Origin of the sequence: Rhizobium sp. TBD182 (genome assembly GCF_001950375.1) — a bacterium.
Lineage (GTDB): Bacteria > Pseudomonadota > Alphaproteobacteria > Rhizobiales > Rhizobiaceae > Agrobacterium > Agrobacterium tumefaciens.
Window position 1 is genome coordinate 53,809 of sequence record NZ_BDLN01000001.1, and the last position, 19,711, is coordinate 73,519.

Below are 19,711 nucleotides of genomic sequence, written 5' to 3' on the forward strand. Positions count from 1 at the left end.
ATGCGCTTTGTAAATCCCATCCCTTTCGTGTGCGATATCAACCGCTCCAGGGAGTTTTATCGTGACAGGCTCGGCCTGAAGGTTTTGGACGATTTCGGAAATTTTGTCCTCTTTGAAAGCGGCTTTGCAATCCATGAGGGGCGTTCGCTCGAACAGACGGTCTGGCGGACATCGCCGGACACGGACAAACCTTACGGCAGAAGGAATCTGCTGCTCTATTTCGAACATGAGGATGTCGATGCGGCATTTCGGAATATTGCGCCGCATGTGGAGTTGATCCATCCCGTTGAGCGGCAGGCATGGGGACAGAGAGTGTTCCGTTTTTATGATCCGGACGGGCATGCAGTCGAGATCGGCGAACCACTCGCCCAGTCCAACGAATAAGCCCGCTTCCAAAATCCGTTTTGTGACCCTTGTAAGCGCTCGTGCTCCGCTTTCAGGCGAAATGCCTGTCAGTTTCCTCAACCGGCCGCCTGCATATCCTTCGCTGCCGCTTCGTCAAGCTGGGTGGCCCGCTTGAAGGCGGGGCGGTCTGTCAGATGCGCCATATAGTCCGTGAAGGCCGGACGTTTTTCGATTGTGCCGAACTGCAGGCCCCAGCCGACATGGGCACCTACATAGACATCCGCCGCAGTGAAGTGATCGCCGGCGATGAAGCGGTTTTCGCTGACGGCACGTTCGAGCGTGTTGATCGCATCCGCATAGCTGCCGCAGCCAGCCATACGCAGCTTTTCCTGCGGCACCTCGAAACCCATCGCCTTCATGCTGGTTGTCATTTCCAACGGACCGGCAGCAAAAAACATCCAGCGGTAATAAAGTCCGCGCGCTTTCGGCGTCGGCGCAAGGTTGGCGCCCGGAAAGGCATCCGCCAGATAGGCGCAGATCGCTGCCGCTTCGGTGACAATGGTGTCGCCGTGTTTTATGGCGGGCACCTTGGCCATCGGGTTGATCAGCCGATAGGCCGGCGATTTCATCGACGTCGAGAAGCCCAGTATCTCTGTCTTGTAGGGAACGCCCACTTCCTCGAGCATCCATCGCGCAATGCGTCCGCGCGACATGGGATTGGTGTAGAAGATCAATTCACTCATTGCTTTGCCTCCCCAAGCAAAATTGCAAAAGCATCATTGAAAACCCGCGCGCAGTTCGCGCTGACACGGTGCGTTTTTATAGTCCACAGCATTATCTGTTTTCCCGAAGGATCGAGCTGGTAACCACATGAATTTTTGACTGTGCCGGACAAGTTATGTGTCGTTTTATGCTGTTTCAGCTATATATTTTTATTTTTGTGACTGCGGCACGCTGTGGAATCGAAGTCTGCGCCTAGTGCAACATCTAAGCAAGATACTGTGAACAAAAAAAGAAACCCGGCGTTGCGGCCGGGTTTCCTTTTGTCGATATTTCAAACGGGTAGTGCCCCGTTCTTTTAAGCCGCCATCGCCTTCTTGAGGTTTTCATCGATCTTGTCGAGGAAGGCGGTGGTGGAGAGCCAGGGCTGGTCCGGACCGATGAGGAGCGCGAGGTCCTTGGTCATGAAGCCGCTTTCGACGGTGTCGACGCAGACGGTTTCGAGCGTTGCTGCGAACTTTGCGAGTTCTGCATTGTCGTCCAGCTTGGCGCGGTGGGCGAGGCCACGGGTCCAGGCGAAGATCGAAGCGATCGAGTTGGTCGAAGTTTCCTGACCCTTCTGGTGCTGGCGGTAGTGGCGCGTGACCGTGCCGTGTGCCGCTTCAGCTTCAACCGTGCGGCCGTCCGGCGACAGGAGAACGGAGGTCATCAGGCCGAGCGAACCGAAGCCCTGGGCAACCGTATCAGACTGCACGTCGCCATCGTAGTTCTTGCAGGCCCAGACGTAACCGCCGGACCACTTCAGAGCGGAGGCAACCATGTCGTCGATCAGGCGGTGTTCATAGATGATGCCGATTTCATCGAACTTCGCCTTGAACTCGGTCTGGTAGACTTCTTCGAAGATGTCCTTGAAGCGGCCGTCATAGGCCTTCAGGATGGTGTTCTTGGTGGACAGGTAAACCGGCCACTTGCGCATCAGGCCGTACATCATGGATGCGCGGGCGAATTCGCGGATGGATTCGTCAAGGTTGTACATTGCCAGCGCAACGCCTGCGCTCGGCGCGTCGAAGACGTCCTTTTCAATGACCTGACCGTCTTCGCCGACGAACTTGATCGTCAGCTTGCCCTTGCCAGGGAACTTGAAATCGGTTGCCTTGTACTGGTCGCCGAAGGCGTGGCGGCCGACGACGATCGGCTTCGTCCAGCCAGGAACGAGGCGGGGAACGTTCTTGCAGATGATCGGCTCGCGGAAGATGACGCCGCCCAGAATGTTGCGGATCGTGCCGTTCGGGCTCTTCCACATCTGCTTCAGGCCGAATTCCTCGACGCGCTGCTCGTCCGGCGTGATCGTCGCGCACTTGATGCCGACGCCGTGCTTCTTGATGGCATGTGCCGCATCGACTGTTACCTGGTCGTTGGTAGCATCGCGGTTTTCGACCGAGAGGTCATAATATTCGATGTCGAGATCGAGGTATGGCAGGATCAGCTTGTCCTTGATGAGCTGCCAGATGATACGGGTCATTTCGTCGCCGTCGAGATCGACGACTGGATTGGCTACCTTGATCTTTGCCATGAATTCCTCACCTTCGAAGCTGTGGCGCCTGGTGACGCCGGTATTCGGAAAAATATCCGGTGCGGCTATAGCATCGCGCGCGCCTGAGGCAAAGCCATGGGGGGCGCTTTTTTGGCGCGGTGCAATAACGCTTTGCGCATTGCCAAACCATATTGCCGGAATACAGTCAGGCGAATCGCTTCGCCCGCGCGTCGGGCCTACCTCCGGGATCACATCATGCGGAATATTCTGCTTCTGACTGCCGCCGTCCTCTTTTCCCACAGCGCCCTTGCGGCCGGCCCTGCCGATCCCGTCCAGAAGGTGATGGACATTACCGTCAAGAACTGGTCCGGCGATGCGGAAAACTGGAAATACATCTTTGACGAGGACATGCTGACCAGCCTGTTCAGCAAGGACTTCGTTGCCCAATACCGCGAAGCTTCCAAGAAGCCGGCTTACGAGGCGGAAAGCGGCGAGACCGGCGATCCCTTCGGCTACGATGTGGTGACCAACTCGCAGGATGGCTGTCCGCTGGTGGATGTTTCGGTAACGCCCGGTGAGGTGAAGGACGGCGTGACTGACGTGACGGCGAAGTTCAAGCTCTGGGCCTGCATGGATGAGGCAGAGATGAAGGCAACGGTCGACGAGGTGCATTTCGATGTCATCGAGGAAAACGGCCAGCCTGTCATCAGCGACATTCACCGGGTTGGAGACGAGGGCAGGGATTCGCTGCGCGCAGAGATGGCGGCGATCATCAAGGGCGAATAACAGGGCGTTCTGCCTGCCCCGGCTTTGATTTTGGCGCCGATCTGTGCCAGTGAAGCGCGCTTTAGAGCATTTTCAGGAAAAGCGGCGACCGGTTTTCAGTCTGGAAATGCGCGAAAACCATAAAACGCATCGGCCTGAAAATCGATGCGGCGCTTCAGAAACTGGAAAACGACGATGGCAGGCACAAACAGCGAGCTTGAACTTGTGGCGGAAGGCCCGGCGATCATTCTGGTCGAACCGCAGCTCGGCGAAAATATCGGCATGGTGGCACGGGCAATGGCCAATTTCGGTCTTGCCGAACTTCGCCTCGTCAAGCCGCGTGACGGCTGGCCGAACGAGAAGGCGCGCGCCGCCGCTTCCAAGGCCGATCATGTCATCGACGGGACGAAGGTGTTCGAGACGCTGGAAGAGGCGATCAAGGATCTCAATTTCGTCTATGCCACGACCGCGCGGGAGCGTTACGGTTTCAAACCGGTTCGTGCCCCCGTTACCGCAGCCGGCACGCTGCGCGCGAAGTTCAAGGCGGGTGAAAGAACCGGCATCCTGTTCGGGCGTGAGCGCTGGGGCCTTACCAATGAAGAAGTGGCGCTGGCCGATGAGATCGTGACATTTCCGGTCAACCCCGCCTTCGCGTCGCTCAATATCGCGCAGGCCGTGCTTTTGATGTCCTATGAGTGGATGAAATCCGGCATGGACGATCTGGACGAGACGCTTTTCCAGCCCATCGAGCAGCGGCCCTCGACCAAGGAACAGGTCTTCGGCCTGTTCGAACACATCGAGGAGGCGCTCGATGCGCGCGGATATTTTCATCCGCCCGAAAAAAAGCCGAAAATGGTGGACAATCTGCGTGCGGTGCTGTCGAGACGCGGCTTTTCCGAGCAGGAAATCAGTGTTTTCCGTGGCGTGATCAGGTCACTCGATCGTTTTCCCCGGCAGTGGCCTAAGCAGGCAGGCCGGGCCGGAACGGCGGAGGGACCATTGTCGGAGAGGGCTGGGGAGAATGCTGAAGACGACTGAGGCTCTGGCCGATGTTCTCAAACCGGTGCTGGTATTCGATTCCGGCATTGGTGGGCTCACGGTACTGCGCGAGGCGCGCGTGCTGATGCCCGAGCGCGGTTTCATCTATGTGGCCGACGACGCCGGTTTCCCCTATGGCGGCTGGGAAGAGGAGGCGCTGAAAGCGCACATTCTTTCGCTCTTCGAAAAGCTGCTTGAAAACTATAGCCCTGAAGTCTGCATCATTGCCTGCAACACCGCCTTCACACTGGCAGGCGCCGATCTTCGGGCGCGCTTTCCTGATATGACTTTCGTCGGCACCGTTCCAGCTATCAAACCCGCGGCCGAACGCACCCGTTCCGGTCTCGTTTCCGTGCTGGCAACACCCGGCACCGTCAAGCGCGCCTATACGCGCGATCTCATCCAGTCATTCGCCACGCAATGCCATGTTCGCCTCGTGGGATCGGAAAATCTGGCGCGTATGGCCGAAAGCTGGATCAGGGGCGAACCGATCTCCGATGAAGCCGTGCTGGCGGAAATCGAACCCTGCTTCATCGATAGCGACGGCAAGCGCACCGATATCGTTGTTCTCGCCTGCACTCATTATCCCTTCATGGCCAATGTGTTTCGCCGGCTGGCGCCATGGCCGGTGGACTGGCTCGATCCCGCGGAAGCGATTGCCCGTCGCGCGCGCCATCTGGTGCCGCTGCCGCAGGATGCGGAGCATCCAGATGGTTTCGATTTCGCCGTCTTCACTTCCGGCAAGCCGGATTTCGCCACACGGCGGCTGATGCAGGGTTTTGGCCTCAGCGTCTCGCTGAGCTGAAAGGCTTGTTGCATTTTTGCATCTATTCTGCCTGACTTTTGCAATTCGAGATTGCGACCTCTTGTCGCGTCCGGCATCTCGTGTAAGATGCATCTTGTCTGTAACCGCTATAAAAAGGAGGCGTGGAATGACTGACTATATGAATATGCGCCTTACCGGCATGTCTGGCTTTTCCGGCATGGTCATCGGCGGTTACATGTCCCGAGGCATCGACCTCCGATAAGGCTTCCTGCCTGATTTCCCTGCCGTTTGGCATCTTCACTTCGTTTGACAGCTGAATTGTGCGTCCGCGCTACCGCGTGTTGCGCCCGCCGTTCCCGCATGTCGTTTTATCATCGATAAAGGACCTGGCTGCTTCGCCGCGCCGGGACGGATTTCCCATGCAGAAAAATCAACCATTGGTAGCATATGCGCTGCCGGATGCGGTCGACCGCCTGTTCGTCACATTCGGCGTCTGGACAACCCTGAAAGCGGTTCTCGTCGCGGCAATGGTGCCGCGCCCGCCGCCGACCGATCTTTCCGATCTGCCGGAGCGTCTTCTGGACGATATCGGCCTGGAGCCGTCCGACCGCAAAATGCGGCGGGAGTGGGCCCCTCCTTACTGGGCGCCGCGGTTTTGATGGCGACAGTCTCTCCGGCGAGAAAATGCCGGGGAGGCTCCGTCGTCCGTTTCCACTTCTAATGATGTTCGAAATGCGCACCACCGTCATGCCGGACTCGACCCGTCGTCCACCCACGGCGCGTCTGCGAGGAGTTCATCGCCGCACTTCAGTTTTCCGTAACGGAAGCTGCGGAAAGGCCTGGCATATAGCGCGTTGCACTATCCTCCTGAACGTCCGGGCGGGCGTTACCCCTGATCTTGCCCTGCGGCTGGAGCGGGCAGGGGTCAGCGCGGCGCGGCATGGCTTGCCATGCCGTCAAATTACGATCTTGCACAGGCGATCAAGCGGCGGCAGCAGCCTGTTCGTCCGCGGATGACAAAGCGGCATAGTCCCCGAAAATCTGGCTTGATACCGTGCGCTTTTGGTGGCTTGCTCCAAAGACCGAACGGGAGAGATTGCATCATGCCACTGGAGAACTGGCTGGCCTTCGTGGCCGCATCCGCCATCATGCTTGCCATTCCGGGGCCGACAATCCTGCTGGTGATTTCTTATGCTCTGGGGCATGGACGCAAGGCGAGCACCGCGACGGTGACGGGTGTGGCGCTTGGTGATTTCACTGCGATGACGGCCTCCATGCTGGGGCTCGGCGCGCTGCTTGCCACATCCGCGGCCCTTTTTACCGGCCTGAAATGGGTCGGCGCGGCTTACCTCATCTATCTCGGCATCAAGCTGTGGCGTTCTCCGGTTGGCGGTGAAGGTGGTGAAGGGACAGGCGTGACCGGCCGTGAAAGGCCGCTCAAAATCTTCCTGCATGCCTATGTCGTCACGGCGCTGAACCCCAAGAGCATTGTCTTCTTCGTCGCCTTCCTGCCGCAGTTTCTGGTACCGACGCTGCCTTTATGGCCGCAGGTGCTGATTTTCGAAGCGACATTCCTTGTGCTTGCCAGCTGCAATGCGGCGCTTTATGGACTTCTGGCAAGTGCCGCCCGCAATACGATCCGCAAACCCAGGGTTCAGCGCATCGTCAACCGCACGGGCGGCGGTCTCCTGATCGGCGCCGGTCTCATTACATTTGGCTGGAAGAGGGCGGTTTCGGCGTAAAGCGCCCGTCGATCGCCTGAAATTCGGACATAACAAAATGGCGTTGCCGCATATTCTTCTTGCCCTGATCACCGTGTTTTTGTGGGGCTTCAACTTCGTTGCCATCAAGATCGGCGTCGCCGACATGCCGCCTCTGTTTCTGACGGGGGTGCGCTATCTGTTTGCAGCCGTGCCGTTGGTGTTCTTCCTGCCCAAACCCAATGTGCCGTGGCGGCATATGATCGTTTACGGCATGGCGATGGGTTTCGTGCAATTCGGCCTGCTTTACCCGGCCATCAAGCTCGGCCTGCCGGCTGGGCTTGCTTCGCTCGTCATGCAGTCGCAGGCCTTCTTCACGCTGGCGCTGGCCGTGGTGTTTCTCGGCGAGCGGCCGTTGCCGTCACAGATCGTCGGCGCAATCGTTGCCTTTGGCGGGCTGGCGGTCATCGGCGTGGAGCGCATGACGGCTGCAGCGTTGATACCGCTGCTGATGGGCGTCGGCTCGGCCATTGCCTGGGCCTGCGGCAACATCGTCAATCGCCGCATCGGCCAGGTGAATGCGGTCTCCTTTGTCGCATGGACGAGCCTTGTACCCGTTCTGCCGTTGGTGCTGCTTTCGCTGGTGGTGGAGGGACCTGATGCGATTGCGGAAGGGCTGCGCAATGCGACGCCTACGATGGCTCTCGTGGTGATCTATATGGCCTATGGTGCGACCATCGTCGGCGCGGGTATCTGGAGTTACCTGCTTCTGCGTTATCCGGCCGGAACGGTGGCGCCGTTTTCGCTGCTGGTGCCGATTGTCGGTTTCGTCAGCGCCTATCTCGCTTTTGCGGAGCATATTACCGTCTTCGAAGTGGTCGGTGCCGCATTGGTCATCATCGGGTTGATGCTGAATGTGTTCGGCAGGCGGCTATCATTTTCGCGCGTCTCGTCCGGGGCCGCATAGATGTGGCGCAATTGCCTGTGCATTATCGGCACGGGGCAGACGCAATCGGTGATTTTTTGGTAAAGAGCATGTCCGGCCGCCGTTACGGGAATCGGCCGGATGACATGCAGCACGAGGAACGGAACATTGCAGGTCGGCATCGACATGGGAACCCTATCGGGCGGGCAGCAGGCCAAGCTCGATATTGAGGAATTGCTTGCAACGCGTTTGCTGGTGCAGGGCAATTCCGGGTCCGGCAAGTCACACCTTCTGCGCCGGCTCCTGGAGCAATCGGCGCAATGGGTGCAGCAGGTCATTATCGATCCCGAGGGTGATTTCGTCACGCTGTCCGACAAGTTCGGCCATGTGGTGGTGGATGGAGAGCGCACGGAAGCCGAGCTTGCGGGCATTGCCAACCGCATCCGCCAGCACCGCGTTTCCTGCGTGCTGACGCTTGAAGGTCTTGATATCGAACAGCAGATGCGGGCCGCTGCCGCTTTCCTCAACGGCCTGTTCGATGCGGATCGCGAATTCTGGTATCCCGTGCTTGTCGTTGTGGACGAGGCGCAGATGTTTGCGCCCTCCGTCGGCGGCGAGGTGACCGAGGATGCGCGCAAGGCGTCGCTGGGCGCCATGACCAATCTGATGTGCCGTGGGCGTAAACGCGGGCTTGCGGGCGTCATCGCCACGCAGCGCCTTGCCAAGCTTGCCAAGAACGTAGCGGCGGAAGCCTCGAACTTTCTGATGGGCCGCACCTTTCTCGATATTGATATGGCGCGCGCTGCCGATCTGCTCGGCATGGACCGGCGGCAGGCGGAAATGTTCCGGGATCTGCAGCGCGGCAATTTCGTGGCGCTTGGACCGGCGCTGTCGCGCCGCCCGTTGCCCATCGTCATCGGTGCGGTGGAAACCTCGGCGCGGTCTTCCTCGCCGAAGCTCATGCCGCTGCCGGATGCACCGCAGGATGTGGAGGATCTGATCTTCACGCCGGACCCGGAAGAGTTCACGCGACCCGCCACGCGCCGCACGCCGCCAGCGCCGCGCCCGACAACCGATATTCTCGCTGAACTCTCTCGCTCCACCCCCGCCGCCGCCGGTCCTTCACCGGAGCAGTCGGCGCGTGCAGGTCAGCCGGAGCTGACGCCGGAGGAGCGCGAAGAGAAGATCGCGGCGGTGCTGGTCGAAATTCTCGACGATCCGCAATCGGCCTATCGCACGGACGCCGTGCTGTACCAGGATTTTCTGGTGCGCGCGCGCATGCGCCGTATTCCCGGCACGCCGATGACGCTGGCGGATTTCCGCCGGCAGGTGGCGATTGCCCGCTCCGGCGTGGATGCGGCAATGGCGGCCAGCGAAGGCTGGGAGAAGGCGCTGGAATTGTCGATGTCGGTCTCCGACGATCTGCAGGGGGTTTTCCTGCTGTTGGTCAAGGCGGCGCTCAATGAGGAGCCTTGCCCATCCGACGCCCGTATTGCCCGCGCTTACGGTACCCATTCCGCCCGCCGTGCGCGCCGTCTTCTCGGTTATTTCGAGGAGAAGGAGCTTGTGGTGGTACACGCCGATTTCTCCGGCAAGCGCATCGTGGCGTTCCCCGATCTCGACGCGAAGACCGCACCCGGCGATGCGGATGCGGCTGAGGATGATGCGAGGCTGGCGGCGGAGTAATCGCTATTCAGTCAAAGTCCGCACCGCAAAACTGATCGTCGTGTAGAGACCACTGAGGCTCAGAGCCAGTACGCAAACAATAACGGCTATAAACAGTGCCGAGGTCAATCGATGCGGCCGTTGATAGGGGCGGGTGCTGACATGTGTTTGCAAGGGGGCGAGCCGGGAGAGCTGGGTCGCTGTCCATCCGTCACGTTCGAATTCCGGCGAAGCGATAAATTCAGCAAGATGCCGTTGTCGTCTAATGGAAGAAGGCAATTGCGCCAGAAAGCGTTGCGGTTCACGCCTGTTGATTCTTGACAGGAATATAGTGATCGCTTCCCTGAAACGCTCGTCGCGTGCGCCTGAGCAGAACAACATCCGTCCCGCTTCAATGAGATCGTTCATCTCAAGCAGCACTTCACCGTATTTTTGAAAGAGTGCCAGATCGACGTCGGGATGGCTGAGCCTGCCCTGAAGGATTTCCTTCGCTCGCCAAAGTTTCTTTTCTGAGATTGCCTGATCAACGGTTTCAAAAGTCATTTTTGCGATGAATTGGACGTTTGTTTTAATATTGAGAAAATAGATTTCGCTCTAGCTAACAATAATACAGATTATATATTTCATCATCAAAAAAGAAAGAGGAGGCGTAATCGCCTCCTCCTTGCTCATCATTACTCGATAGCCTTTGTTTCCTTGCGCGTTGCAATCAGCGAACCGATGATGCCGGTTGCGAGGATGGCGACGGTGACGCCGAGTGAGACGGCGGGCGGGATCTTGGCGATGCCCAGCATATCCGCGACGAAAATCTTCGAGCCGACGAAGACCAGAACCGCAGCCAGCGCGTATTTCAGATAGGCGAAGCGGTGGATGAGGGCGGCAAGTGCGAAATAGAGGGCGCGCAAGCCGAGGATCGCGAAGATGTTAGAGGTGTAGACGATAAACGGATCGGTGGTGATCGCGAAGATCGCCGGGATCGAATCGACCGCGAAGATGAGGTCGGCGATTTCGACCATGATAAGCGCCAGAAACAGCGGCGTCACGAAGGTCTTCAGCTTGCCTGTGGCAGCATCGGTCTCCTTGACGAAGAACTTCTCGCCATGCAGCTTCTCCGTTACCGGAAGGCGGCTGCGCATGAATTTCAGGATGCGGTTATTGCCGATGTCGTTCTCGTCATGGTCGGATGAAAACAGCATCTTGAGGCCCGTGAAGACGAGGAAGGCCGCAAAGAGATAAAGCACCCAGTGGAAGTTTTCGACAATGGCGGCGCCGCCGGCAATCATGATGCCGCGCAGAACGATCACGCCGAGGATACCCCATAGCAGCACGCGGTGCTGATATTGGCGGGGAATGGCGAAATAGGAGAAGATCATCGCGATGATGAAGATATTGTCCATGGCGAGGCTTTTTTCGACCACGAAGCCGGTGACATATTCCATCGCTGACTGTTCACCGGACTGGTACCAGATCCATCCGCCGAAGGCCAAGCCGATGGCGATATAAAAGCCGGACATCAGCAAGCTTTCACGGATGCCGATTTCCTTGGAATTCTTGTGCAGCACGCCGAGATCGAGCGCCAAGAGGCCAAGGACGAGAGAAATGAAGACCGCCCACATCCATGTGGGGGTACCGAGAAAATCGTTGAGGAGGAACTCCATCAGTCAACCTTTAGCCGGACGAGGTTGGCTTTGCGGATGGGGACGCGTATCAGGAATAAACGTGGGCCCCAACCTTCAAGAGACTCGACATCGCGTGTTGTCCGGTAACACGCCAGAGGGGCCCGAGTCCTGATTACGGCTTAGAAGTGGGTGGGCCTTCCAGCTTTTCAAGGGGTGGTTCGAGAAAAAAGCGGCGGGCTTTGTTTGACAAATTTGTAAAACGTGTTTAGAAGCCGCCCCAACGCCGGGCAGTCATGTCCGGTGTGTTTCGTTGACTGCCTTGCAGTTTATAAGCTGACGTTCGGCGGTCAACATCACCGACATGTCCCGTGGTCTCTCCATTCGCATGTGAGAAACCTGTCAGAGGTCCTGAAACGGGCTTCAGAGGAGGGCGTGTTTCCTCAAACCGGTTTGGCAACAAACCGGCATAACCTATTGAGAAGGAAATACGATGAGCAAGCGCGAATCGGCTAAGTATAAAATTGACCGCCGTATGGGCGAAAACATCTGGGGCCGTCCGAAGTCCCCGGTAAACCGCCGCGAATACGGCCCGGGCCAGCACGGTCAGCGCCGCAAGGGCAAGATGAGCGACTTCGGCACGCAGCTGCGCGCCAAGCAGAAGCTCAAGGGCTACTACGGCGAACTGCGCGAAAAGCAGTTCCGCGCCACCTACGACGAAGCAAACCGTCGCAAGGGCGATACCTCCGAGAACCTGATCGGCCTGCTCGAGTCGCGTCTGGACGCCATCGTCTACCGCGCCAAGTTCGTTCCGACCGTTTTCGCATCGCGTCAGTTCATCAACCATGGCCACGTCACGGTTAACGGCGTTCGCGTCAACATCGGTTCTTACCGTTGCAAGCCGGGCGACGTTATCGAAGTTCGCCAGAAGTCCAAGCAGCTGGTGACCGTTCTCGAAGCTGTTCAGCTCGCAGAACGCGACGTTCCTGATTACATCGAAGTCGATCACAACAAGATGGTTGCGACCTATGCTCGCATCCCGGCTCTGTCTGACGTTCCGTACCCGGTCGTCATGGAACCGCATCTGGTCGTCGAATTCTACTCGCGTTAATCGGCGCGTTTCAGTATTGAGAAAGCCGCCCCTCGGGGCGGCTTTTTTGTTTGCTGGGGAAGGCTTTGCATGCAGGACATTCAGGCGATCGTCGATTCCATTTACGACAGCATGGTGCCGCGCCTGGGCGAGGGCAAAGTTGCGGATTACATTCCGGAACTCGCCAAGGTCGATCCGAACCAGTTCGGTATCGCCATCACCACTGTCGACGGAACCACCTATACAGCCGGCAATGCGCTCACGCCGTTTTCGATCCAGAGCATCTCCAAGGTCTTCATGCTGACGCTGGCGCTCGGCAAGGCGGGCGAGACGGTATGGAACCGGGTGGGGCGTGAGCCGTCGGGGTCGTCCTTCAACTCCATCGTCCAGCTGGAGCACGAGCACGGCATTCCGCGCAATCCCTTCGTCAATGCCGGTGCCATCGTGGTGACGGATATCGTTCTTTCCGGCCACCAGCCGCGCGAGGCGATTGGCGAGCTTCTGCGTTTCGTCCGTTATCTCGCTGATGATGACACGATCAGCATTGATGATACCGTGGCGAAATCCGAGCAGGCGACGGGTTTCCGCAATTTCGCGCTTGCCAATTTCATGCGGTCCTTCGGCAATCTGCATCACCCCGTTGAATATACGCTGGGCGTCTATTTTCATCAGTGCGCGCTGTCCATGACCTGCGCGCAGCTTTCACGGGCCGGTCTTTTCCTTGCCAATCGCGGCCGCAATCCGCTGAGTGGTCATACGGTTGTGTCAGACCGACGCGCGCGGCGCATCAATGCGCTGATGCTGACCTGCGGCCATTATGACGGTTCGGGCGATTTCGCCTATCATGTCGGCCTGCCGGGCAAGAGCGGCGTGGGCGGCGGCATCATGGCAGTCGCGCCGGGCAAGGCGTCGATTGCGGTCTGGTCGCCGGGTCTGAACAAGGTCGGCAATTCGGCGCTTGGGTCGCATGCGCTGGAAATGCTGGCGACGAAAACCGGCTGGTCGGTATTCGGGGCTTGATATTGCGGGCGGATGCGGGCATTTCCTGCATTGAAAATGGCTGAATGCCAGAGCGGGCTAATCATGAACATTGTCACCAGCATCGCAGATGAGGTCGAGGCCGATCAGGACCTGGCCGGAGAAAATGGCGCTTCGCATCCGCTGTTCGACGCGGCACCCCGTTCTGTCTCCTTCAACAAGCTGCGCAAGCGGCTGTTGCGCAATGTACGTCAGGCCTTCGGGGATTTTGGCATGCTGAACGGTCAGAAGCGCTGGCTGGTAGGCCTTTCCGGCGGCAAGGACAGCTACGGCCTTCTGGCGCTGCTGCTTGATCTGAAGTGGCGCGGCCTTTTGCCCGTGGAACTCATTGCCTGCAATCTGGATCAGGGCCAGCCGAATTTCCCCAAGCACGTCCTGCCGGAATATCTGGCGAAGATCGGCGTCGCACATCGCATCGAATATCGCGACACTTATTCCGTTGTGAAGGAAAAGGTGCCGGCGGGTGGCACCTATTGTTCGCTCTGTTCGCGGCTGCGGCGCGGCAATCTCTACCGTATTGCGCGGGAAGAGGGCTGCGACGCGCTCGTGCTCGGCCATCACCGCGAGGATATTCTCGAGACCTTCTTCATGAACTTCTTCCATGGCGGCCGTCTGGCTGGCATGCCGGCAAAGCTGATGAACGACGAGGGCGACCTGATGGTGCTGCGCCCGCTTGCCTATTGCGCCGAAGAGGATATGGCGAAATTCGCGGCGGCGATGGAATTCCCGATCATTCCCTGTGACCTTTGCGGCTCGCAGGACGGGCTTCAGCGCAATGCCATGAAGGAGATGCTGGCTGACATCGAAAGGCGTATGCCGGGCCGCAAGGACGTGATGCTGCGGGCGCTTGCCCATGTCAATCCATCGCATCTGCTCGACCCGAAGCTTTTTGATTTCTCGGCGCTTTCTGTCACCGGGGCGTCACCTGAAGAGCGTACGTAGGCCAGCCCTCCCTTATGAAGAAGTGCCCTTAGCGATGACCCTTTCCGATAAAGATATCGACTTTCTGATTTCCACCGTTGCCGCTGCCGGCCGCCAGGAAATCATGCCCCGCTTCCGCAATCTCGACGCAGGCGCGATTTCCGAAAAGACCTCTGCGGTCGATCTCGTCACCGAGGCGGATATTGTGACGGAAAAGGCGATAACCGCCGCTCTTCTGCAACGGTTTCCTAAGGCCCATATTGTCGGCGAAGAGGCCTATGACGCGGATCAATCCGTTATTCCTGCCCTTGCCGATGCACCATTTGCCTTCGTGATCGATCCAATCGACGGCACTTTCAACTATGCTTCCGGTTTCCCAGCTTTCGGCACGCTGCTCGCCGTCACCGTCAAGGGTGAGACGGTCGCAGGCATCATCCACGATCCTGTCATGGGTGATACCATCCTTGCTCTCAAAGGCGAGGGCGCTTATCTCCACCGCAAGGACGGCTCACAGGCAAGGCTCAAGGTTGCCGATCCCCTGCCATTGTCCGAAATGGTCGGCATATTTTCCTGGGGTCACAGCCATGAAGATCGCCGCCCGGTGATCGCCGCCAATATGGCCAAGATCAAGATGGCGCTTTCAATCAATTGCTCGGCCCATGAGTATTGGCTTGCCTCGACTGGCAAGCTGCACTTCATCGGCCATGAAAAGCTGATGCCCTGGGATCATCTCGCTGGCGTTCTCATTCATCAGGAAGCGGGCGGCTACACGGCCCGTTTCGACAATACGCCCTACCGGCCGGGACAGACGACAGGCGGCATCCTGTCGGCACCCGACAAGGAAAGCTGGAAGATGCTGCGCCGGGAAATCGTGGCCTTATAATATTGATGCTTAAATAGAAGGATATCGCCCATGGCTATCGAACTCGACATCGCCTCTCTCGCCAATGCGCTTCAGGAGGCGGCGGCAGTGGAAATCCTGCCGAGGTTCCGTAATCTGGGTGAGGGCGACGTCAGGATAAAGAGCGAGGCGATAGACCTCGTAACCGAGGCTGACGAGGCTGCTGAGCGGCTGATCCGCGCCCGCGTGCAGGAAATCATGCCGCAGGCGCTGTTCATCGGTGAAGAGGCCGTTGCGGCGGATGCCTCGCTGCTTGGCAAGCTTGCGGATGCGGATCTTGCCGTGGTGGTCGATCCGATCGACGGCACCTACAACTTCGCGTCGGGCCTGCCGCTGTTTGGCGTGATGATGAGCGTCATCTCCAAGGGCGAGACCGTTGCCGGTCTCATCTTCGATCCGATGGGCAATGACTGGGCGATTGCCGAAAAGGGCTCCGGCGCATGGCTTTGTGCCGCCGATGGCTCGCAGACGCAGATGTCAGTCGTGCCGGCACCGGCACTGTCGCAGATGGTCGGCATCGCCAACACCGGTTATTTTGACGTGGAGACCCGTCGCAAGATTCTCATGAACCTCGCGGATGTGCGGCTCTTCACCAGCTACCGTTGTGCTGCGCATGAATACCGCGTGTTCTGCGGCGGCCACATGCATTTCCTGATGTACAACAAGCTTATGCCCTGGGATCATCTCGCTGGCACCCTGCTTTCGCAGGAAGCGGGCGCCTACGCCGCCCGTTTCGACGGCTCGCCTTACCTGCCGCGCCACCTTGAGGGTGGCCTGCTGCTTGCGCCTGATCAGGAGACATGGGAATTGCTGCGCGAGAAGATTTTCACGGTTTAGTGAAGTTCAGCTTTTATCAACAAAAAGGGCGCGGAACCGAGTTCCGCGCCCTTTTTATTTGTCTGTCTGCCCTTAGTGCGTCGGCTTGTTGTGGGCCTGAAACAGCACGCCCTTTTCTCCGATCAGCACGAAGACGAGGCCGATAATGGAGACGGCGAAGAAGCCGGCTACCATTGGCAGCGCTGTGCCATCGAAAGCCTGACCGATAACGGCACCGATCAGCGAACCGCCGACGGTTCCCATGAAGCCAATAACGGACGAGGCCGTGCCGGCGACATGGCCGAGCGGCTCCATGGCGAGCGAGTTGAAGTTCGAGCCGATCCAGCCGAACTGGAACATGGCAAGCGCGAAGAACACGATGAAGATCGCAAAGGGCATCGGTTCCGGCCCGACCATCTGTACCACCAGCCACACGAAGGTGATGGCGATGAAGCCGAGCAGCGAACCGTGCGACAGCTTGCGCATGCCAAACCTGCCGACAAGCCTTGCATTGATGAAGGACGAGAAGGCCATGAACAGGGCGACGCCCGCAAAAGCGGCCGCAAACCATGCGCCCAGCCCGTAGATGCCCTTATAGACCTGTTCGGCGGAATTGATGAAGCCGAACAGCGCACCGAAGATAAATGTGCTGGAGAGCGTGTAACAGAGCGCGATACGGTTGGTGAGCACGATCTTGAAGCCACCGAGGATCGAACGAACCGTGAAAGGCCTGACGTCATCGGCATGGAGGGTTTCCGGCAGGCGGAAATACATCCAGGCGGTTACGACGGCGGCAATTCCGGCCATGAAGGCGAAGATAAGGTGCCAGTCACCGAAAAACAGCACGATCTGGCCAGTGCCGGGTGCGATGACCGGAACGACCATGAAGACCATCATGATCAGCGACATGACTTCCGCCATCTGACGGCCGCCATAGATGTCGCGCACGATCGAAATGGTGATGACGCGCGTCGCCGCAGAGCCGATGCCCTGAATGAAGCGCAGAACCAGCAGGCCAGTGAATGACGGTACGAAGACGACGGCAATGGCCGAGACGATGTAGATTGCCAGCCCGACGAGCATCGGCTTGCGGCGCCCGAAACGGTCCGAGATCGGTCCGTACAGAAGCTGGGCAATGCCGAAGCCTAGAAGATAGCTGGAAATGACGTATTGACGGTGGTTTTCATTCACGACGCCAAGTGACGCGCCGATTTCCTGAAGGCCGGGAAGCATGATGTCGATGGCAAGCGCATTCAGCGCCATCAGCATCGCGGCAAGCGCGATGAATTCCGTGCGCCCCATCGAAACGGCGCGCGAAGTTGTGGATTGTGAAAGTTCTGTCACAGGATTGCCCCAAAAAGAACGGCAAAGGCGTTGCATGAAGCAACGCCTGGCATAAGTTTTCTGACAATCAGGGTGGGCCGGATGAACCGGCCGAAATCAGGCCGCGCCGCGGACGCTGATACCCTGTTCTTGGAAGTGATTTTGAAGTTCACCGGACTGGAACATCTCTCTTACGATGTCACAGCCGCCGACGAATTCGCCCTTGACATAGAGCTGCGGGATGGTCGGCCAGTTGGAATAATCCTTGATGCCCTGACGGATGTCGGCATCGGCGAGCACATTGACGCCCTTGTAGTCGACGCCGAGATAATCGAGGATCTGTACGACCTGACCGGAAAAACCGCACTGCGGGAATTGCGGGGTGCCCTTCATGAAAAGAACGATGTCGTTGCTCTTCACTTCGCTGTCGATCATATCGTGAATGCCGCTCATAGGCCTATTCCTTTCACATGCGGTTCAAGGCCGCTGCTCTGACTTTGTCCCTAAATAACATGTCACGGCGCGATTTCCACCCGGGAAGCGTAAAAAATACGCTGGTGTGGTATCGCTAAGTGAAGGTCGCAACCCCGCTACCAGCGCGTCGTCCCGGGCGGGTAAGAAAAGTTGAGCATTATCTTCCCGATAGGCTCCCGCCGCCTGAAGACTGATTTTATTATCGGACCTGATCTGCCGTTATAAATATTGAGTTCCTGTTTGTTGTCGAACGTCATGGTTTCGTGCCCGCTATTCAGTGAGCAGTCATCCTTGCACTTGATTTCGATCTCGCTAGAGAAGCGACCCGCTTTGATATCGATAATTAGTTTTGGACTTTTCTGGTCCACCAGGCGGCAGGTGTTGCCGGTTTTGCAGAAGGCTGTGCCGGATATCCGATCAGCACCATCAAGCTCCACGACGAAGCCGATCTTGATCTCTTTGCTGCTCTTAACCTCGGCGGCACCTTGTAGCGGCCCCGAAATCGCCAACACCAAAAAGGTTGGAAGCACGCTGAGGTGATGCATCATCGAAGCCGCTGTCTGCTGCGGGCGGCGGCGGTGCGTCTTTTGCTCACCTGTTTTTTGGCCGGCTTGGGTTTGACGGCTGCTTTGATTGCCGCTTCCAGCACGGAGCCGACGATGCCGCCTGCGAGGGACGTGTTGCTTTTGGTCCGGCGGCGGATGCGGCGGGTTTTGCGAAGGCCTGTCTTGGCGAGGACTTCGGACAGAGCGCCTTTGACGACGCCGTTTAGCAATTGATCGACGATCCCAGACAAAATTCCCTCGCAACAAATAAATCATATTTCCGTCGCGTTTTTTACTATACGTGCATCGCCCACTGTATCAAGCGATCCTTTCGGGTGTCTCCAGCCCGAGGGTTTATGCATGCCGACCGTCAAGTCACGACTTGTTCTTTATTTCCCGGGCTTCGATCCGCTCGATGCGGCTGCGCATCATCTGCGCTATCAGCGGGCGGCAGCGCTTGCTGGCAAGACGTGGGATGTCAATTATGCCGTGGGTGCGCTGGAGAACTCTCCGGCTGGCGAAACATTCTCGGTGGATGCCTCGGCCGGCGACTGGCGGACGCGTTCCACCATCTTCGTCTACGACCACAATGCGGTGATATCGCGCCTGCGGGATGCGCCACTCTGGCGGCAGATCGCACTAGGCTTTGCGGCTGCGGCCGGTATCGTCGCGGAAGGTGGGGCAGGGCGTTACCTCCGTCATGCCTGGCGTTTCGGCCTGTTCTTCATTTTCCCGTTTCTGCTGATGCTGGTGGGGGGTGCGCTTGCGGCGGGGATCGCGCTCTCGCCATGGCTGTTCGGTTTGCCGCTCTGGTTGCTTGCGATCAGTCTTCCCGCTGCGGCCTTGTTCTTCGTGAAGGCGTTTCTGCCTTTCGCCGAGCGGTTTCATACGTTGCATCTTTATGCCGATTGGCGCTTTGCGCTGGCCGTAGGGCGCGATGAGCCGATTGCCCGCAACTGGATCGAAGAGAAGGCAGCCCTCGTTCTCAAGGCGCTGGAGCAGCCGTCTGAGGAGGTTCTGGTCGTGTCGCATAGCATGGGCGCCAGCCTGGCGCTCGCCGTGATAGGCCGTGTGCTGGAACTGCGGCCAGATGCGCTGGATGGCCGGAAGCTGTCCTTTGCGACGCTCGGTGGCGCTGCGCTGCAATGCGCGTTGCTGTCGAGTGCGGACAGGCTTCGCCAGAGCGTCGGCGTGATTGCGCGTCACCCTGAAGTGACATGGTTCGATATCCAGTGCCTGACGGATCCGATCCACCTCTACCGCTGCAACACCGTGGCGCTGACCGGGCACAAGGATGCGCCGCAGCCGAAGATCGTGCCGATCCGTTTCAAGCACTCGCTTTCACCCGAACGCTACAAAAAGAACAAGCGCAACTTCCTGCGCATGCACCGGCAATATGTTCTGGGGCCGGACCGCAAGTCCGGTTACGATTTTACCCTGCTGACGGCTGGGCCGTTGCCGGCTGCCTCCTTTGCCGATCTGGAATCGCAGCAACCACCTGTTTTGTAAGCGGCACGCGCCATTTGCCG

At 58.4% G+C, this 19,711-nt stretch carries 22 protein-coding genes; 14 read left to right on the forward strand and 8 right to left on the reverse strand.

The window, feature by feature from the left end; translation table 11 throughout:
* Complete coding sequence (locus T18_RS00320) at positions 1-384, forward strand: VOC family protein (protein ID WP_026331055.1); 384 nt, start codon at positions 1-3, stop codon at positions 382-384.
* Between the two features lie 77 nt (positions 385-461).
* On the opposite strand, the gene T18_RS00325 is transcribed toward T18_RS00320, so the two are convergent.
* Together T18_RS00325 and T18_RS00330 are read right to left on the reverse strand one after the other, a co-directional pair.
* Entirely contained in the window at positions 462-1,088 is a 627-nt protein-coding gene (locus T18_RS00325) for a glutathione S-transferase family protein (RefSeq protein ID WP_003516054.1), read from the reverse strand.
* A gap of 335 nt (positions 1,089-1,423) precedes the next feature.
* The gene (locus T18_RS00330) at positions 1,424-2,638 is read right to left on the reverse strand and encodes an NADP-dependent isocitrate dehydrogenase (protein WP_026331056.1); all 1,215 of its coding nucleotides are present in this window, start codon (positions 2,636-2,638) and stop codon (positions 1,424-1,426) included.
* 216 nt (positions 2,639-2,854) lie between these two features.
* Here T18_RS00330 and T18_RS00335 point away from each other — a divergent pair, with 216 nt between their 5' ends.
* From T18_RS00335 to T18_RS00365, 7 genes are all read left to right on the forward strand, one after another.
* Complete coding sequence (locus T18_RS00335) at positions 2,855-3,385, forward strand: hypothetical protein (RefSeq protein WP_003516050.1); 531 nt, start codon at positions 2,855-2,857, stop codon at positions 3,383-3,385.
* A gap of 174 nt (positions 3,386-3,559) precedes the next feature.
* Complete coding sequence (locus tag T18_RS00340) at positions 3,560-4,402, forward strand: RNA methyltransferase (RefSeq protein WP_003516049.1); 843 nt, start codon at positions 3,560-3,562, stop codon at positions 4,400-4,402.
* Positions 4,386-5,207: a glutamate racemase gene (murI, locus tag T18_RS00345; RefSeq protein ID WP_038491403.1), complete on the forward strand. Its 822-nt coding sequence runs from the start codon at positions 4,386-4,388 to the stop codon at positions 5,205-5,207. Before T18_RS00340 ends, murI begins: the two co-directional genes overlap by 17 nt.
* 380 nt (positions 5,208-5,587) lie before the next feature.
* Entirely contained in the window at positions 5,588-5,827 is a 240-nt protein-coding gene (locus T18_RS00350) for a DUF1127 domain-containing protein (protein ID WP_025593918.1), read from the forward strand.
* A 444-nt stretch (positions 5,828-6,271) separates the two neighbouring features.
* Positions 6,272-6,910, forward strand: a complete 639-nt coding sequence (locus T18_RS00355; protein WP_038491400.1) for a LysE family translocator — start codon at positions 6,272-6,274, stop codon at positions 6,908-6,910.
* Positions 6,911-6,947: 37 nt separating this feature from the next.
* A complete protein-coding gene (locus T18_RS00360; protein ID WP_025593913.1) occupies positions 6,948-7,835 on the forward strand; it encodes an EamA family transporter in 888 nt (295 codons plus the stop codon).
* A gap of 126 nt (positions 7,836-7,961) precedes the next feature.
* A complete protein-coding gene (locus tag T18_RS00365; protein WP_025593912.1) occupies positions 7,962-9,479 on the forward strand; it encodes an ATP-binding protein in 1,518 nt (505 codons plus the stop codon).
* A 3-nt stretch (positions 9,480-9,482) separates the two neighbouring features.
* Here the strand turns inward: T18_RS00365 and T18_RS00370 are convergent, their stop codons facing one another.
* Positions 9,483-10,001: a hypothetical protein gene (locus T18_RS00370; RefSeq protein ID WP_038491396.1), complete on the reverse strand. Its 519-nt coding sequence runs from the start codon at positions 9,999-10,001 to the stop codon at positions 9,483-9,485.
* A gap of 131 nt (positions 10,002-10,132) precedes the next feature.
* A complete protein-coding gene (locus T18_RS00375; protein WP_038491393.1) occupies positions 10,133-11,116 on the reverse strand; it encodes a TerC family protein in 984 nt (327 codons plus the stop codon).
* Positions 11,117-11,567: 451 nt separating this feature from the next.
* On the opposite strand from T18_RS00375, the gene rpsD reads away from it, so the two are divergent.
* The 5 genes from rpsD (at position 11,568) to T18_RS00400 (ending at position 15,861) form a co-directional block, all read left to right on the forward strand.
* Entirely contained in the window at positions 11,568-12,185 is a 618-nt protein-coding gene (gene rpsD, locus T18_RS00380) for a 30S ribosomal protein S4 (protein ID WP_003516040.1), read from the forward strand.
* Between the two features lie 69 nt (positions 12,186-12,254).
* Positions 12,255-13,184 (forward strand): glutaminase, encoded by a 930-nt coding sequence (locus T18_RS00385; protein ID WP_003495341.1) that lies wholly within the window; start codon positions 12,255-12,257, stop codon positions 13,182-13,184.
* 63 nt (positions 13,185-13,247) lie between these two features.
* Positions 13,248-14,144: a tRNA 2-thiocytidine(32) synthetase TtcA gene (gene ttcA, locus T18_RS00390; protein WP_038491391.1), complete on the forward strand. Its 897-nt coding sequence runs from the start codon at positions 13,248-13,250 to the stop codon at positions 14,142-14,144.
* Positions 14,145-14,178: 34 nt separating this feature from the next.
* A complete protein-coding gene (locus T18_RS00395) occupies positions 14,179-15,006 on the forward strand; it encodes an inositol monophosphatase family protein (RefSeq protein WP_038491388.1) in 828 nt (275 codons plus the stop codon).
* A gap of 30 nt (positions 15,007-15,036) precedes the next feature.
* On the forward strand, positions 15,037-15,861 hold the full coding sequence (locus T18_RS00400) for an inositol monophosphatase family protein (RefSeq protein WP_003516036.1): 825 nt from the start codon (positions 15,037-15,039) through the stop codon (positions 15,859-15,861).
* A gap of 72 nt (positions 15,862-15,933) precedes the next feature.
* On the opposite strand, the gene T18_RS00405 is transcribed toward T18_RS00400, so the two are convergent.
* The 4 genes from T18_RS00405 to T18_RS00420 form a co-directional block, all read right to left on the reverse strand.
* A complete protein-coding gene (locus T18_RS00405; RefSeq protein WP_026331057.1) occupies positions 15,934-17,142 on the reverse strand; it encodes a multidrug effflux MFS transporter in 1,209 nt (402 codons plus the stop codon).
* A gap of 138 nt (positions 17,143-17,280) precedes the next feature.
* Complete coding sequence (grxD, locus tag T18_RS00410; protein ID WP_003516034.1) at positions 17,281-17,616, reverse strand: Grx4 family monothiol glutaredoxin; 336 nt, start codon at positions 17,614-17,616, stop codon at positions 17,281-17,283.
* A 137-nt stretch (positions 17,617-17,753) separates the two neighbouring features.
* A complete protein-coding gene (locus T18_RS00415) occupies positions 17,754-18,185 on the reverse strand; it encodes a hypothetical protein (RefSeq protein WP_003516022.1) in 432 nt (143 codons plus the stop codon).
* Positions 18,182-18,433 carry a hypothetical protein gene (locus T18_RS00420; protein ID WP_013636391.1) on the reverse strand — a complete coding sequence of 84 codons (252 nt, stop codon included), beginning with the start codon at positions 18,431-18,433 and terminating at the stop codon, positions 18,182-18,184. The genes T18_RS00415 and T18_RS00420 overlap by 4 nt, the downstream gene beginning before the upstream one ends.
* A 109-nt stretch (positions 18,434-18,542) precedes the next feature.
* On the opposite strand from T18_RS00420, the gene T18_RS00425 reads away from it, so the two are divergent.
* Positions 18,543-19,691 carry a hypothetical protein gene (locus T18_RS00425; RefSeq protein WP_038491384.1) on the forward strand — a complete coding sequence of 383 codons (1,149 nt, stop codon included), beginning with the start codon at positions 18,543-18,545 and terminating at the stop codon, positions 19,689-19,691.
* Positions 19,692-19,711: the final 20 nt, after the last annotated feature.

What these genes read in the sequence shown, in the direction of transcription:
- T18_RS00320 (WP_026331055.1), top strand. Translation starts at nt 1, where the DNA reads ATGCGCTTTGTAAATCCCATCCCTTTCGTGTGCGATATCAACCGCTCC.
- T18_RS00325 (WP_003516054.1), bottom strand. Translation starts at nt 1,088, where the DNA reads ATGAGTGAATTGATCTTCTACACCAATCCCATGTCGCGCGGACGCATT.
- T18_RS00330 (WP_026331056.1), bottom strand. Translation starts at nt 2,638, where the DNA reads ATGGCAAAGATCAAGGTAGCCAATCCAGTCGTCGATCTCGACGGCGAC.
- T18_RS00335 (WP_003516050.1), top strand. Translation starts at nt 2,855, where the DNA reads ATGCGGAATATTCTGCTTCTGACTGCCGCCGTCCTCTTTTCCCACAGC.
- T18_RS00340 (WP_003516049.1), top strand. Translation starts at nt 3,560, where the DNA reads ATGGCAGGCACAAACAGCGAGCTTGAACTTGTGGCGGAAGGCCCGGCG.
- murI (WP_038491403.1), top strand. Translation starts at nt 4,386, where the DNA reads ATGCTGAAGACGACTGAGGCTCTGGCCGATGTTCTCAAACCGGTGCTG.
- T18_RS00350 (WP_025593918.1), top strand. Translation starts at nt 5,588, where the DNA reads ATGCAGAAAAATCAACCATTGGTAGCATATGCGCTGCCGGATGCGGTC.
- T18_RS00355 (WP_038491400.1), top strand. Translation starts at nt 6,272, where the DNA reads ATGCCACTGGAGAACTGGCTGGCCTTCGTGGCCGCATCCGCCATCATG.
- T18_RS00360 (WP_025593913.1), top strand. Translation starts at nt 6,948, where the DNA reads ATGGCGTTGCCGCATATTCTTCTTGCCCTGATCACCGTGTTTTTGTGG.
- T18_RS00370 (WP_038491396.1), bottom strand. Translation starts at nt 10,001, where the DNA reads ATGACTTTTGAAACCGTTGATCAGGCAATCTCAGAAAAGAAACTTTGG.
- T18_RS00375 (WP_038491393.1), bottom strand. Translation starts at nt 11,116, where the DNA reads ATGGAGTTCCTCCTCAACGATTTTCTCGGTACCCCCACATGGATGTGG.
- rpsD (WP_003516040.1), top strand. Translation starts at nt 11,568, where the DNA reads ATGAGCAAGCGCGAATCGGCTAAGTATAAAATTGACCGCCGTATGGGC.
- T18_RS00385 (WP_003495341.1), top strand. Translation starts at nt 12,255, where the DNA reads ATGCAGGACATTCAGGCGATCGTCGATTCCATTTACGACAGCATGGTG.
- ttcA (WP_038491391.1), top strand. Translation starts at nt 13,248, where the DNA reads ATGAACATTGTCACCAGCATCGCAGATGAGGTCGAGGCCGATCAGGAC.
- T18_RS00395 (WP_038491388.1), top strand. Translation starts at nt 14,179, where the DNA reads ATGACCCTTTCCGATAAAGATATCGACTTTCTGATTTCCACCGTTGCC.
- T18_RS00400 (WP_003516036.1), top strand. Translation starts at nt 15,037, where the DNA reads ATGGCTATCGAACTCGACATCGCCTCTCTCGCCAATGCGCTTCAGGAG.
- T18_RS00405 (WP_026331057.1), bottom strand. Translation starts at nt 17,142, where the DNA reads ATGGGGCGCACGGAATTCATCGCGCTTGCCGCGATGCTGATGGCGCTG.
- grxD (WP_003516034.1), bottom strand. Translation starts at nt 17,616, where the DNA reads ATGAGCGGCATTCACGATATGATCGACAGCGAAGTGAAGAGCAACGAC.
- T18_RS00415 (WP_003516022.1), bottom strand. Translation starts at nt 18,185, where the DNA reads ATGATGCATCACCTCAGCGTGCTTCCAACCTTTTTGGTGTTGGCGATT.
- T18_RS00425 (WP_038491384.1), top strand. Translation starts at nt 18,543, where the DNA reads ATGCCGACCGTCAAGTCACGACTTGTTCTTTATTTCCCGGGCTTCGAT.